General features: G+C 37.3%; 13 protein-coding genes. 10 read left to right on the top strand and 3 right to left on the bottom strand.

The annotated features are described in order from the left end of the window. Positions 1–44: 44 nt before the first annotated feature. The 3 genes from liaX to IGJ90_RS08000 all read left to right on the top strand — a co-directional run bounded on the left by liaX (position 45) and on the right by IGJ90_RS08000 (position 2,400). Positions 45–1,646, top strand: coding sequence for a daptomycin-sensing surface protein LiaX (gene liaX, locus IGJ90_RS08010; RefSeq protein ID WP_002360155.1), 1,602 nt, complete (start codon positions 45–47; stop codon positions 1,644–1,646). A gap of 74 nt (positions 1,647–1,720) precedes the next feature. After that, positions 1,721–2,044: a PspC domain-containing protein gene (locus IGJ90_RS08005; protein WP_002357306.1), complete on the top strand. Its 324-nt coding sequence runs from the start codon at positions 1,721–1,723 to the stop codon at positions 2,042–2,044. Continuing rightward, complete coding sequence (locus IGJ90_RS08000) at positions 2,044–2,400, top strand: phage holin family protein (RefSeq protein ID WP_002357307.1); 357 nt, start codon at positions 2,044–2,046, stop codon at positions 2,398–2,400. The genes IGJ90_RS08005 and IGJ90_RS08000 overlap by 1 nt, the downstream gene beginning before the upstream one ends. Positions 2,401–2,434: 34 nt before the next feature. Here the strand turns inward: IGJ90_RS08000 and IGJ90_RS07995 are convergent, their stop codons facing one another. Beyond that, positions 2,435–3,397 carry a GIY-YIG nuclease family protein gene (locus IGJ90_RS07995; protein WP_438767945.1) on the bottom strand — a complete coding sequence of 321 codons (963 nt, stop codon included), beginning with the start codon at positions 3,395–3,397 and terminating at the stop codon, positions 2,435–2,437. 209 nt (positions 3,398–3,606) lie between these two features. Here IGJ90_RS07995 and hprK point away from each other — a divergent pair, with 209 nt between their 5' ends. From hprK to IGJ90_RS07965, 6 genes are all read left to right on the top strand, one after another. Beyond that, positions 3,607–4,542, top strand: a complete 936-nt coding sequence (gene hprK, locus IGJ90_RS07990) for an HPr(Ser) kinase/phosphatase (RefSeq protein ID WP_002357309.1) — start codon at positions 3,607–3,609, stop codon at positions 4,540–4,542. Between the two features lie 17 nt (positions 4,543–4,559). Continuing rightward, entirely contained in the window at positions 4,560–5,393 is an 834-nt protein-coding gene (lgt, locus tag IGJ90_RS07985) for a prolipoprotein diacylglyceryl transferase (protein ID WP_002381830.1), read from the top strand. A 68-nt stretch (positions 5,394–5,461) separates the two neighbouring features. Further along, a complete protein-coding gene (locus IGJ90_RS07980; protein WP_002366793.1) occupies positions 5,462–6,484 on the top strand; it encodes an NAD(P)H-dependent glycerol-3-phosphate dehydrogenase in 1,023 nt (340 codons plus the stop codon). 11 nt (positions 6,485–6,495) lie between these two features. Then, a complete protein-coding gene (gene galU / locus IGJ90_RS07975) occupies positions 6,496–7,392 on the top strand; it encodes a UTP--glucose-1-phosphate uridylyltransferase GalU (RefSeq protein WP_002357314.1) in 897 nt (298 codons plus the stop codon). 177 nt (positions 7,393–7,569) lie between these two features. Next, positions 7,570–8,001, top strand: coding sequence for a DUF948 domain-containing protein (locus tag IGJ90_RS07970; protein WP_002357316.1), 432 nt, complete (start codon positions 7,570–7,572; stop codon positions 7,999–8,001). 15 nt (positions 8,002–8,016) lie between these two features. After that, positions 8,017–8,604 carry a YtxH domain-containing protein gene (locus IGJ90_RS07965; protein ID WP_025186627.1) on the top strand — a complete coding sequence of 196 codons (588 nt, stop codon included), beginning with the start codon at positions 8,017–8,019 and terminating at the stop codon, positions 8,602–8,604. A 120-nt stretch (positions 8,605–8,724) separates the two neighbouring features. Here IGJ90_RS07965 and IGJ90_RS07960 read toward each other — a convergent pair whose 3' ends face one another. Continuing rightward, positions 8,725–9,828: an aminopeptidase P family protein gene (locus tag IGJ90_RS07960; RefSeq protein WP_002357318.1), complete on the bottom strand. Its 1,104-nt coding sequence runs from the start codon at positions 9,826–9,828 to the stop codon at positions 8,725–8,727. Positions 9,829–10,042: 214 nt separating this feature from the next. On the opposite strand from IGJ90_RS07960, the gene ccpA reads away from it, so the two are divergent. Continuing rightward, positions 10,043–11,044 (top strand): catabolite control protein A, encoded by a 1,002-nt coding sequence (gene ccpA / locus IGJ90_RS07955; RefSeq protein WP_002357319.1) that lies wholly within the window; start codon positions 10,043–10,045, stop codon positions 11,042–11,044. Between the two features lie 104 nt (positions 11,045–11,148). Here the strand turns inward: ccpA and IGJ90_RS07950 are convergent, their stop codons facing one another. Further along, complete coding sequence (locus IGJ90_RS07950; RefSeq protein ID WP_085443876.1) at positions 11,149–13,560, bottom strand: transglycosylase domain-containing protein; 2,412 nt, start codon at positions 13,558–13,560, stop codon at positions 11,149–11,151. Between the last annotated feature and the right edge of the window lie 42 nt (positions 13,561–13,602).

Genomic DNA, 13,602 nt, shown 5'->3' with positions numbered 1-13,602 from the left:
GGAAAACACTATTGAGTGAAAAATTTGCTAAGGAGGCAATATCCATGAAAGAAAGAGAACGCGTATTAGAATTAGTGAAAAAAGGTATTCTAACGTCAGAAGAAGCGTTAATTTTATTAGAAAATATGGCAACTGAAAAAGATGAAAAACAAATCGAAAAAGCTGCTGAAAAAGTTGATACACAAAATATTGGAACAACAAATAAAGAAGATCAAGTCGCAGATTTAATGGATGCATTAGAAAAAGGCGAATCAGAAGGACCTACTGTTGATTCGTTTGAAGAAAACACACAGGACAGTGCAGAAAAAGATCGTGAAAACTTAGAAAGAATTCTTGATGAGTTAGCAACAAAAGCCAATCGTGCTTCGGCTGAATTGGACGAAGTCAACGCAGAAATTGCCGGCATCAAAGAAGAAATTAAAGAAGTCGCAGAAGAAATTGGAACATTAGATACAAAAGAAGAATTAGATGCATTAACAGAAGATGAACAAGTTCAACGAAAAGACTTGCACGTTTTACTTGCACAATTAGAAGAAAAATTAGCGACTCAAAGTACTGAAAAAACAGCACTGGAAGAAGAACTAAAAAACATTCGCAAAGAACAATGGAAAGGTCAATGGAATGATACAAAAGAAAAAGTTTCTTCTCAATTCTCTGAAGAGTGGAAAGATCAAGCCACAGATACCTTTAACCAAGTCGGCGGCAAAGTTGCCGAAGTTGGCGGCCAAGTGGGAGAATTCTTGAAAAAAACATTTAATTCTTTCAGTGACACCATGAATGATAATGTGGAATGGAAAGACATTAAAATGAAAGTTCCTGGTGTGGCAACAACTAAGTTTGAACATGAGTTTAATTATCCAAATCCACAAGCAAGTTTAATTGATGTCAAGGTAGCAAATGGTACCGTGGTTTTCAAAACTTGGGATCAAGAAGATGTGAAAGTCGAAGCAAAAATCAAATTATATGGTAAAATGGCAGGAGATTCACCAATGGAAGCTTTCTTAGAACGAAGTGACATTGATGTGGATGATGAAACGATTTCTTTCCAAGTGCCAAACAAACGGGTGAAAGCAGATTTAACGTTCTATTTACCAAAACGCACTTACGATCATGTATCTGTTAAATTATTAAACGGAAATGTCTTAGTAGAAGAGTTAACAGCGAAAGATGTTTACACAAAATCAACGAATGGGACGATTACGTTTAAAAAAATTGATGCAACTATGTTAGAAATTGAAGGCGTGAATGGTGAAATTAAAGTCCTAGAAGGAACGATTTTAGATAACATTATTGAAACAGTCAATGGTGATGTGTCTATTTCCGCGGCACCAGAAAGTCTAAGTGTTTCTCTGATTAATGGAGATATCCGCATTACAGCTAAAGAAAAAACGCTTCGCCGTGTTGAAGCAAGCTCTGCAAATGGGAATATCAAATTGGCCTTGCCAAATGACTTAGGTGTTGAAGGGCAAGTGAAAACTAATTTAGGTAGTATTAACAGCCGTTTAACAGATATTGAAGTTGTTCGTGAAAAGAAAGATCGCGGCAATCAACAATTACATTTTAGACGTGTACTGGAAGAATCAATGGCTCAAATTAATGCTTCTACAACAACGGGAAGTATTTTCCTAAAAGATACGGATAAATAATTAATAATTTTAAGCTAGATGGGCTGACGAATCAGCCTTTCTAGTGTAAAATTTAGTAGACGAGGTGAAAACATATGAAAAGAAAACTAACAAAATCTCCGAATAACGTGGTTTTAACAGGAAGCTTAGCTGGGATTGCTGATTGGCTAGGAATTGACCCAACAATTATTCGTGTCGTTTATGTCTTGCTCAGCTTTTTCTCAGCAGGATTTCCAGGCATTCTCTTATACATTGCCTTAGCAGTCTTGATCCCTTCTGGAAGAACAGGAAGCGATCGCGGCTACGGCCATCAAAATCCTTATAATAGAAATGTTCGCAATGAAAATCCTTATGCTGCCAATAAAAAGCAACGTAAAGAAGCGGAAAAAATTGATGATGACGAATGGAGTGACTTTTAATGACATATTTTCAGCGATTGGTTGTTAATACACTGACATTCATTTCTTTATCAGTTGTTTTTCCTGGCATGATTCATGTGAGAGGCATAATGCCTGCAATTATTGCCGCCTTTGTTCTCTCAATCCTAAATATGTTGGTGAAACCAGTCTTAACAATCTTGTCGCTCCCATTTACTTTATTAACGTTTGGTCTATTTAGCTTTGTCGTCAATGCAGCGATTTTACAAATGACCTCGTTTTTTGTGGGGGAAATGAACTTTGGCTTCTCAAGTTTTTGGGCAGCGGTGCTAATGGCTGTAATTATGTCAATTGTCAATACGATCGTTACGGATCACAATTTATCTAAATATGAATAAAAAAGCCTGAAGAACGTAGCATAAAATGCGTTCTTCAGGCTTTTTCGATGGTTAAATTTTCTAGGTGACATTCTGGATGGCGGCTGATATAGCCATATAAAATGTTTAAAAAATCAACTTGTTGCTTCGAGTAATGCTCAATTGTTTTCGGTGGTTTTTTGGGCATGATTTTTTTTGCTAGTTCAAGCGGTGGATATTTTTGAAACGTTTGTTTAGTAACAACACGTGTTGCTACCACCAAGCCTTGGTAAATTAAATAGTATTTGATTTTTTTCTGACAAGGTAACCACATCAGTTGCCAATCTCGTTGGTTAGCTTGACTAATTCGTTGATTTTGGTTTGCAAAGCGCGTCAGAAAGAGCCAATCTTCTTTGAGTTTTGCCGCTTTTTCGAAGGCTTGTTTTTCAGCAGCTTCTTGCATTTGTTGAGCAATTCGTTTGATTGGTTCTCGTCCTTGATTATGGAAAAAGTCGAACAATTCTTGTTGAAATAGTTCGGTCGGAATGGCACTCTCTTTTTGAAAGGTTTGATGCCAATAGTTGGTTGGGACGAGATCGTAGATACTATCCAAAATTATTTTTAAACGGTTTAATTTTCGGCGAATCGAATAAGGACCAAAACAGTTCTCTTTAGTGGGAATATTTAAGAGTTTAATCTCTAATTGCCGCTCATTAACGGCTACCGATACATAAGAATATTGTTCATAAGCATTCATTTGGCGATTGTAGCGCGGCCGATACTGTTGAATCAGTTGACATTCTAGAAGGAGCGCATCCAATTCTGTGTCAGTATGGAGAACATCGAAGTCTATAATTTGTTTGACTAAACGCATCGTCTTTCGAGAATGTTGATGACTATTAATAAAATAGCTCGACACGCGATTTTTTAATTTTTTGGCTTTACCCACATAAATAATTGTGTCGGTTGCGTCTTTCATTAAATAAACACCCGGTGTTAACGGTAATTGACGGGCTTTTTCCTTTAAATATTCTTTCATAAGTTTCCTCTTTTCTTAAAAGGATCGGCTTCAAGTATACAAAGTTTTCTGAAATAGTCAAGTGACAGAAATAGCATAGATAATTTCAAAGAAAAATAGTTTCATTTTTTTGAAATATGATAATTCTAGGAATTATCTAGTGAATAGCTAGAAACTTGTATTTTTAAATGATAAAATATAACAAGTAGCAGAAAGGACTGACATTCGATATGACAGAAGTGGTAAAGATTTATCAACTGGTAGAAAATCTTTCTTTAGAAGTAGTATACGGAGATGAAGAAAGCTTAAATAGAACAATTAAAACTGGTGAAATTTCCCGGCCAGGTTTAGAATTAACTGGGTACTTTAATTATTATTCCCATGACCGTTTACAATTATTTGGGAGCAAAGAAATTACCTTTGCAGAACGAATGATGCCTGAAGAGCGTTTATTAGTGATGCGCCGTTTATGTGCGAAAGATACTCCAGCCTTTATAGTATCCAGAGGACTAGAAATCCCCGAAGAATTAATTACAGCAGCAAAAGAAAATGGGGTTTCTGTATTACGTTCACCGATTTCAACTTCCCGTTTACTAGGGGAACTATCCAGTTATTTAGATGGCCGTTTAGCTGTTCGGACAAGTGTCCATGGGGTTTTAGTTGATGTTTATGGACTTGGTGTTTTGATTCAAGGAGATAGCGGTATTGGTAAAAGTGAAACAGCTTTAGAGCTTATTAAACGTGGACATCGGCTAATCGCAGACGATCGTGTCGATGTTTATCAGCAAGATGAATTAACCGTGGTTGGAGAGCCACCAAAAATTTTGCAGCATTTAATTGAAATTCGTGGTATTGGAATTATTGACGTCATGAACCTGTTTGGAGCTAGTGCGGTCCGTGGCTTTATGCAAGTTCAATTGGTCGTTTATTTAGAGGCGTGGGAAAAAGACAAGAAATATGATCGCCTCGGTAGTGATGATGCAATGGTTGAAATAGCTAACGTTGATGTCCCTCAGATTCGTATTCCTGTTAAGACCGGCCGAAATGTGGCCATTATTATCGAAGTGGCAGCAATGAACTTCCGCGCGAAAACAATGGGCTATGATGCAACAAAAACGTTTGAAGAGCGCTTAACCCGTTTGATTGAAGAAAATTCAGGAGAATAGAAGGAGAAGATGTGATGATGTTAGCCCAAGTAAATTCAATTGCATTTCGCCTTTTCGGTATTCCCGTCTATTGGTATGCAATTATTATTGTTTCAGGGATTGCTTTAGCTGTTTGGCTAAGTAGTCGTGAAGCCGTTCGTGTTGGTTTAAAAGAAGATGATGTCTTTGACTTTATGCTCTGGGGATTACCTGCAGCAATTGTTGGCGCGCGCTTGTATTACGTCGCTTTTCAATGGCAAGATTATGTAGACAATCCGATTGAAATTTTTTTTACTCGAAATGGTGGCTTAGCGATTTATGGTGGTCTTATTGGTGGGGGACTGGCGCTGTTTTTCTTTACGCGTCATCGTTTCATTTCTACATGGACTTTTTTAGATATTGCCGCACCAAGTGTGATTTTAGCGCAAGCAATTGGTCGCTGGGGCAATTTTATGAATCATGAAGCCTATGGGCCAGCGACCACCAGACAATTTTTAGAAAATCTCCATTTACCAACGTTTATCATTGATAACATGAATATCAACGGAACGTATCATCAACCAACATTTTTATATGAATCTGTCTGGAATGTTTTAGGCTTTATCGTTTTAGTGTTATTACGCAAAAAGCCACACTTTTTAAAAGAAGGCGAAGTCTTTTTAGGTTATATAATATGGTATTCTTTCGGCCGTTTCTTCATCGAAGGCTTACGGATGGACAGTTTGTATGCGTTTAGTAATATTCGTGTCTCACAATTGTTGTCTTTAGTGATGTTCGTGGCAGCAATTGTTATTGTGATTGTTCGTAGAAGGAATCCCAATTTGAAGTTTTACAATCGGGAGAAACAAAAGAAAAAAATAACAACTTCTTAATCCAACTTGATCGAAGAATATGGTAAACTAGAGAAGTAACGTTGTTTAGCGAAAGGAGAGTTTCACCGATGAAACAAAAAGTCGCTGTTTTAGGACCAGGTTCCTGGGGGACAGCTTTAGCTCAAGTATTAGCCGAAAATGGACACGAGGTCTGTATTTGGGGAAATAAACCAGAGCAAATCGATGAAATAAATACAAAACACACCAACAAACATTATTTACCAGAATTAATCTTACCTACTTCAATTCAGGCAACCACTGATTTAGCCACTGCTTTAGTAGATGTGGATGCGGTACTGTTTGTGGTACCAACTAAAGCCATTCGTTCAGTAGCACAAGAAGTGGCCCAACAATTAAAAACAAAACCAATTATTATTCATGCAAGTAAAGGGCTCGAACAAGGTACACATAAGCGGATTTCAGAAGTGATAGCGGAAGAGATTCCAGCAGAAAAACGGCAAGGGATTGTGGTTTTATCTGGTCCAAGCCATGCAGAAGAAGTCGCTGTTCATGACATTACAACCATTACAGCAGCAAGCGAAAATTTAGCAGACGCTGTGTATGTGCAAGAGTTGTTTATGAATGATTACTTTAGAATTTATACGAATGATGATGTGATTGGTGTAGAAACAGGGGCGGCCTTAAAAAATATTATTGCTTTGGGCGCCGGAGCGATTCATGGCTTAGGCTTTGGTGATAATGCCAAAGCGGCAATTATGACTCGTGGTTTAGCAGAAATTAGTCGTTTAGGGGTTGCGATGGGAGCAAACCCATTAACATTTATTGGTTTAAGTGGTGTTGGGGATTTAATTGTTACTTGTACAAGTGTCCATTCTCGAAATTGGCGTGCGGGTAATTTATTAGGAAAAGGTCATAAGTTAGATGAAGTCTTAGAAAACATGGGCATGATTGTGGAAGGTGTTTCAACAACTAAAGCAGCCTATGAATTGGCACAACAACTAGAAGTCGAAATGCCAATCACAGAAACAATCTACAATGTCTTGTACAATGACGAAGATGTACAACAAGCAGCAAAAGAAATCATGTTGCGCGATGGCAAAACCGAAAACGAATTTACACTTGATTTTTAGGAGGAAAAAAGATGAAAGTTAAAAAGGCAGTTATTCCAGCAGCTGGGTTAGGAACACGTTTCTTGCCGGCTACCAAAGCGATGGCAAAAGAAATGTTACCGATTGTTGATAAACCAACGATTCAATTTATTGTAGAAGAAGCACTAGCTTCAGGAATCGAAGATATTTTAATTGTGACAGGCAAAGCCAAACGTCCGATTGAAGATCATTTCGATTCAAATGTTGAACTAGAAAATAATTTAAAAGAAAAAAATAAAACCGATTTATTGAAATTAGTCGAAGAAACAACGGATGTTAATTTACATTTTATTCGTCAATCCCATCCGAAAGGCTTAGGACACGCTGTTTTACAAGCGAAAGCATTTGTTGGCAATGAACCTTTTGTCGTGATGTTAGGCGACGATTTAATGGAAGATAAAGTGCCATTAACGAAACAATTAATGGATGATTACGAACAAACACATGCTTCGACAATTGCGGTAATGAAAGTACCCCATGAAGATACTTCAAAATATGGTATTATCAACCCAGAAAAAGAAATCGAAAAAGGACTATACAATGTCGAGAATTTTGTTGAAAAACCAAAACCCGAGGAAGCACCAAGTGATTTAGCGATTATCGGCCGTTATTTATTAACCCCTGAAATTTTTGATGTACTTGAAAATCAAAAACCAGGAGCTGGTAACGAAATTCAGTTAACAGATGCGATTGACACTTTAAATAAAACACAACGCGTTTTTGCTCGTGAGTTTAAAGGAGAACGTTACGACGTTGGCGATAAATTTGGGTTTATGAAAACAAGCATTGAATATGGTTTGACTCATCCAGAAGTAAAAGATAATTTACGAGAATACATTATTAATTTAGGTGCTCAATTAGCGAAAAAAGAGCAACCAAAAGAAAAATAAATAAAAATAAGCGTAAAATTTCAATTCGTTAGAAGGAAATTTTACGCTTATTTTCTTAAAGAAAAGGGCATGAGAATTTTATAAAATAAATTGTCATTCTTAGCTTTATGAGTTGTGAAAAATATAAGTTGGTGTTATCCTAAGATTATAAATAAAATTTCAGAGGGGAGTAATGATATGTCAGGTGGGGAAATTGCTGCCTTAATTGCAGCGGTAGCATTTGTTGTTTTAGTCATCTTTTTAGTACTTGTGTTATATAAAGTTTCTCAAGTTGTTTCAAAAATTGAAGATACAATTGATGAAACAAATACAACAATCAAAGTCGTGACTAGCGATGTGAATGTATTGAGTCGCCAAGTGGAAGGCTTGCTTGTTAAAAGTAATGAACTATTGACAGATGTGAATCAAAAAGTGGCAACGATTGATCCGTTGTTTACGGCCGTTGCTGATTTAAGCGAAAGTGTCTCTGAATTGAACACCTCAAGTAAACATTTGATTACGAAGGTAGGAACCGTAGGGAAAGGCACAGCGAAAGCTGGTTTAGTGAGTAAAGTAGGCGGTTCTGCTTTTAGAGCAATGCGTTCAAAAAATAAAAAAACAAATAACTAATTGGAGGAGATTTTTATGGCTAAAAAAGGCGGATTTTTCTTAGGAGCAGTAATTGGTGGAACAGCAGCAGCCGTTGCCGCATTATTACTTGCACCAAAATCAGGTAAAGAATTACGTGATGATTTATCAAATCAAACAGATGATTTAAAAAACAAAGCGCAAGATTACACAGATTATGCTGTTCAAAAAGGAACAGAATTAACAGAAATCGCAAAACAAAAAGCCGGCGTTTTATCAGATCAAGCCTCTGATTTGGCAGGTTCTGTCAAAGAAAAAACAAAAGATTCATTGGATAAAGCACAAGGTGTTTCTGGCGACATGCTTGATAACTTTAAAAAACAAACAGGTGATTTATCTGATCAATTTAAAAAAGCAGCTGACGATGCTCAAGATCACGCAGAAGATTTAGGTGAAATTGCCGAAGATGCAGCAGAAGATATCTATATTGACGTTAAAGATTCTGCGGCAGCGGCCAAAGAAACTGTTTCTGCTGGTGTCGATGAAGCAAAAGAAACCACCAAAGATGTTCCTGGAAAAGCTGCAGAAGCAAAAGAAGATGTTAAAGATGTAGCGAAAGATGTAAAAAAAGAATTTAAAGGGTAACAAGCGTTTAGCTTATGAAAGTTAGCAACGGATCGTGTTGCTTTTGTTCAGCGGCTTACCTTAAAATTTAGAAATGAGGCCATCAGTCCGGTTGACTGATGGCCTCATTTTATTTTTATGCTATTCAATAATTTGCAATTCTTTGGTTGTCTTAGTGAATGGTTCGGAGCCTGTTTTCGTTACGTGTAAACAATCTTCAATACGAACGCCTACTTTTCCAGGAATGTAAATACCGGGCTCAATAGAGAAACACATACCTTCTTCAATGACTAAATCATTGCCATGAACCAGCGATGGGTATTCATGGACAGTGGTTCCAATGCCATGGCCTAAGCGATGGTTAAAGTATTCACCATAACCAGCTTTTGTAATTACACCTCGGGCAATATCATCTAATTCGCCTGCTGTAACACCAGGTTTCACCGCTTCAGTTGCTGCTAATTGTGCTTCTAAAACAATTCCATAAATTTCTTTTTGGAAATCAGAAGGTTCCAAGTAGCTGACTGTTCGTGTGGCATCACTACAATAGCCATTATGAACGACACCTAAATCAAATAACACTAAGTCATGGGGCTCAATTTTTGTTTCGCCAGGTACCCCGTGAGGACTAGCTCCGTTTTTTCCTGTTAAGACTAACGTATCAAAACTCATTGAGCGAATGCCTTGACGTTTTAATTGATACTCGATTTCAGCAACAATTTCTTGTTCCGCAACGCCTGCTTGAATTGCTTTGAAGCCAATCTCAAAAGCGACATCAGCCCAACTACCAGCTTCTAGTAAACGTTGAATTTCAGGTTCTGTTTTAATTAATTGAAGTTTTTCAATTAAAGGCGTAACATCATGCGAAAAATCGCTAGCTGGGAAATAGGTTTTCAATTGATCGAAACGAGCTAAAGAAAGAGCTTGTTTTTCTAAAGCAAAGCGTGGTGTGCCTTGTGTTCGTTTATTTAATAAAGCCGCAATTTTTTCCCAAGGATTTTCGCTATCTAAATAACCATAAACGGGATAAGTCCAACTACTCTTTTCGGCATCTTCGACTTCCAATGCAGGTGTAAATAAAAATGATTGGTCGTCCGCAGCGATAAACAAAGCTAACACGCGCTCATGAGGTTCGCTTTCGTAACCGGAAAAGTAAGCGATATGACCAGGATCACTAATATAAGTGAAGTCAATCTTTTCTTGGTGCATCCAATTTTTTAAATCGGTAATTTTTTCTTGATTCATAAAACATCCTTCTTTCTTTTATTCTGAAGTGAATCACAGTACTATCATAACATGAAATGACAAAAAGTTCCTTTTGAAATGGAAAGTAAATTTTCATGAAAAAACGATAAAACGGTTGCAAAAATAGAAGAATTTTGATATTCTAGGCTAGGAAAGAAATGTAAACAGTGTTTTCAGAAAATGAGAACAAATTCATATTTATAGGAGAAGAAACATGGAAAAACAAACAATTACAATTTATGATGTTGCTAGAGAGGCAAATGTATCTATGGCTACTGTTTCTCGTGTTGTCAATGGTAATCCCAATGTAAAACCAGCAACGCGTAAAAAAGTCTTAGAAGTGATTGATCGCTTAGATTACCGTCCTAACGCAGTCGCACGTGGTTTAGCAAGTAAAAAAACGACAACAGTGGGTGTCATTATTCCAGATGTTAGTAATGCATTTTTTGCTTCATTAGCACGTGGCATTGACGACGTGGCTACAATGTATAAATATAATATCATTTTAGCTAATTCAGATGGAGACGATCAAAAAGAAGTTACTGTATTAAACAATTTACTTGCCAAGCAAGTAGATGGGATTATCTTTATGGGTCATCGCATTACAGATGATATTCGTGGTGAATTTTCACGTTCAAAAACGCCTGTTGTCTTAGCAGGTTCAATTGATCCAGACGAACAAGTCGGTAGCGTTAATATTGATTACACAGAAGCAACGAAAGACGCAACAGCGACTTTAGCGAAAAATGGGAACAAAAAAATTGCTTTTGTTAGTGGTGCATTAATCGATCCAATTAATGGTCAAAACCGGATGAAAGGCTACAAAGAAGCTTTAGCGGAAAATGGCTTGTCTTATAATGAAGGCTTAGTTTTTGAATCTGAATATAAATTTAAAGCAGGTATTAATTTGGCTGAGCGTGTCCGTAACAGTGGAGCAACAGCTGCCTTTGTTACAGACGATGAGCTAGCGATTGGTTTATTAGATGGGATGCTAGATGCTGGTGTGAAAGTTCCAGAAGAATTTGAAATCATTACAAGCAATAACTCATTGCTTACAGAAGTCTCTCGTCCACGTCTATCAAGTATTACACAACCTTTATATGATATCGGTGCCGTGTCAATGCGCTTATTAACAAAACTAATGAACAAAGAAGAAATTGAAGAAAAAACAGTTGTTTTACCTTATGGAATTGATCAAAAAGGTTCAACAAAATAAATTGAATTAAACGGCTAAACTAAGAGCGTTAACTCTTAGTTTAGCCGTTTTTTGATACCTAAAAATGAGCCAGAAAAATACGTTTTCTGGCTCATTTTAGCGAGTTAATTATTATTCTTTTTATTATCGTTGTTTTTATTGTTATTGTTGTTATTATTTGTAGTGGCACGTGGAGCAAGATTTCCCCAGTAAGAAGCGTAATTGCTGTCTGTTCCACCGATCCCAAATTTATAGGTACTTTGTGGTGCACCATCTTTGGCATAGTATGAAGTCGTTGTTTTGCCAGGTGTGTTGAACTTGGCACCATTATAGGTAATTGAGCCAGGTTTTTCACCAGTAAATTCAGAAACTTTTGATTTAATGACACTTGGGTCTAATTCAAATTTTTGACCAATACCAAACAATTCTGGATTCGCATAGTACAGCGCGTTAGCTAAGTTAGCCATATAATTCCCATTATTGTCGCCGCTGGTCGTCGTCATTGGCGCTGGTAGATCATGTCCTGACCAAGAACTTAGTGTCACAGTCGGGGTAGAGACAATCAGCCATGAATCTTTATAGTCATTAGTTGTCCCAGTTTTTCCGACCCAATCAGCACTGGCTAAATGAGGATTCAAGCCAGCTAATGTTGGTTTGAATTTTGTCGTATTCGCAGAATCCACCACTGAGCGCAACAAGTCATTCATAATAGAAGCGGTCGCCGGTGAATAAACTTGCGTTCCTTCATCTTTGTGTTCGTAGACCACATGTCCGCTATTGTCTGTGATTTTTTCAATCATGTAGGCTTTTTGATATTTACCTTTGTTAGCAAGCGCTTGGAAGCCGTTTGTTTGTGTTACAACATTTGTTTCTACTGAACCCAATGGCGCAGATTCGTAAGCCCAAGCATCTGAAGCTGGATAGTTCATTTTACTTAAGTAGTGATTGTAAGAGAAATTATCATCACCCATTTTTTTCCTTAGCTCATTATTAACATGAACGACAGGGATATTGAAAGACCAATTCAAGGCATTCCGAACAGTCACGAATTGATTTAAATCCACATTTGTGGAATTAACAAATTCTGTACCATCAGCATAAGTCGTTGGGTAGTTGGCCAGACGACTTTCAGAACCAATGAGTCCTTGATCAATCGCAGGACCATAGACAGAAATTGGTTTAATCGTAGAACCAACTTGACGATCGGCATTAAAGGCATGGTTGTTTTGATTTATATCGAAGTTTCTGCCGCCGATAAAACCGAGGATACGACCAGTAGCGTTATCCATTAAAATATTGCCAGTTTCAATCATTGTATTCCCATTGACATCTGCAGTGCCATCATCAAGCAAATAACCATAATTTGCGACAGCGGTTTGCATGGTGTTATAAATGTTCTGATCAATGGTTGATTGGATTGTATAGCCTTGCGACTGGATTTCGCGACGTGCTTGTTCTTCATATTGATCTAAACCAACTTGATCTAAATCATCACGATTAACTTTAGCTTTTTTCATATCTAAATCCATGACAATCTCAACTGCTTTATCTAACACCGTGTAGTATAGATAGCCTTCTGTATTGACATTGGCCTGTTCAGTTGGTAAAAAGTCTTTTTTCAAGTCGTAAGCTTTGGCTTCTTCATATTCCTTTTGTGAAATAGCTTTTTCTCGGTACATACTGAAAAGAACAAAATCTTTTCTCTTCATTCCTAAAGACAAATCGTCTTTCAAGGCACCAGTGTTAGTATAGGGCGTGTAAACAATGGGACTTTGGGGAAGTCCTGCGATAAAGGCCGCTTGAGGAAGATTCAAGTCCTTGGCACTTTTACCAAAGAGTCCTTTGGCTGCTTCTTCCACGCCTGCAATATTTTCACCTTTGTTATTACGACCAAAAGGGGAGACATTTAGATACGTTGTCACGATTTCGTCCTTAGAAAAGTATTTTTCAATACGTAAAGCTAATAAAATTTCGTTGGCTTTCCGTTTAAAAGTCGTTTCGTCAGTTAAAATCTGTTGCTTGACCAATTGCTGAGTCAATGTTGAACCACCAGAAGAACCGCCGATACCTGTCGCATCAGAAATCAACGCTCGAACTAGCGCTTTTGGTACCACCCCATGATGTTCTTCAAAATATTCATCTTCTGTTGAAATAATGGCTTTTTTTAGCAATGGAGACATTTGATCGCCATTAATTCGTGTCCGAATTAAATCTGATTTGATGTTAGCAATCGGAGTACCATCTGCGTAAGTCATTTTTGACACTTCGGTAATATCACTGATTTCTTTTTGCAATTCTTCCTTCGTTGGGGGCTGTGTATCTTCAACTAGAAAAGCAAAATAGCCCATTCCGATACCTAAGCCAAGAGAGCCACCTAAGACAATCAGAATAACCCCAAAAACCACTAATGACTGAAAAACGCGAATAATGACATTTAAAATAAGTAAAAAGACATTGCCGCCAGAAGAGGTCGTTGGTTTTTGCTTATTGTTACTTGAATTATTTTTCAAAAGCTTCACCTCAATAAAATGATACATTCTGTGTTATTATAGCAAAAAAAAGCTTCTATGAATAGTTTC

Origin of the sequence: Enterococcus sp. AZ129, from assembly GCF_051714505.1 — a bacterium.
GTDB lineage: Bacteria > Bacillota > Bacilli > Lactobacillales > Enterococcaceae > Enterococcus > Enterococcus faecalis.
This window is presented reverse-complemented; position numbering and strand designations above follow the sequence as displayed.

Excerpts from the sequence above, each read along its gene's own strand:
- IGJ90_RS08005 (WP_002357306.1), top strand. The coding sequence starts at position 1,721 with ATGAAAAGAAAACTAACAAAATCTCCGAATAACGTGGTTTTAACAGGA.
- IGJ90_RS08000 (WP_002357307.1), top strand. The coding sequence starts at position 2,044 with ATGACATATTTTCAGCGATTGGTTGTTAATACACTGACATTCATTTCT.
- IGJ90_RS07960 (WP_002357318.1), bottom strand. The coding sequence starts at position 9,828 with ATGAATCAAGAAAAAATTACCGATTTAAAAAATTGGATGCACCAAGAA.
- IGJ90_RS07965 (WP_025186627.1), top strand. The coding sequence starts at position 8,017 with ATGGCTAAAAAAGGCGGATTTTTCTTAGGAGCAGTAATTGGTGGAACA.
- lgt (WP_002381830.1), top strand. The coding sequence starts at position 4,560 with ATGTTAGCCCAAGTAAATTCAATTGCATTTCGCCTTTTCGGTATTCCC.
- hprK (WP_002357309.1), top strand. The coding sequence starts at position 3,607 with ATGACAGAAGTGGTAAAGATTTATCAACTGGTAGAAAATCTTTCTTTA.
- IGJ90_RS07995 (WP_438767945.1), bottom strand. The coding sequence starts at position 3,397 with ATGAAAGAATATTTAAAGGAAAAAGCCCGTCAATTACCGTTAACACCG.
- IGJ90_RS07970 (WP_002357316.1), top strand. The coding sequence starts at position 7,570 with ATGTCAGGTGGGGAAATTGCTGCCTTAATTGCAGCGGTAGCATTTGTT.
- ccpA (WP_002357319.1), top strand. The coding sequence starts at position 10,043 with ATGGAAAAACAAACAATTACAATTTATGATGTTGCTAGAGAGGCAAAT.
- galU (WP_002357314.1), top strand. The coding sequence starts at position 6,496 with ATGAAAGTTAAAAAGGCAGTTATTCCAGCAGCTGGGTTAGGAACACGT.
- IGJ90_RS07980 (WP_002366793.1), top strand. The coding sequence starts at position 5,462 with ATGAAACAAAAAGTCGCTGTTTTAGGACCAGGTTCCTGGGGGACAGCT.
- IGJ90_RS07950 (WP_085443876.1), bottom strand. The coding sequence starts at position 13,560 with ATGTATCATTTTATTGAGGTGAAGCTTTTGAAAAATAATTCAAGTAAC.
- liaX (WP_002360155.1), top strand. The coding sequence starts at position 45 with ATGAAAGAAAGAGAACGCGTATTAGAATTAGTGAAAAAAGGTATTCTA.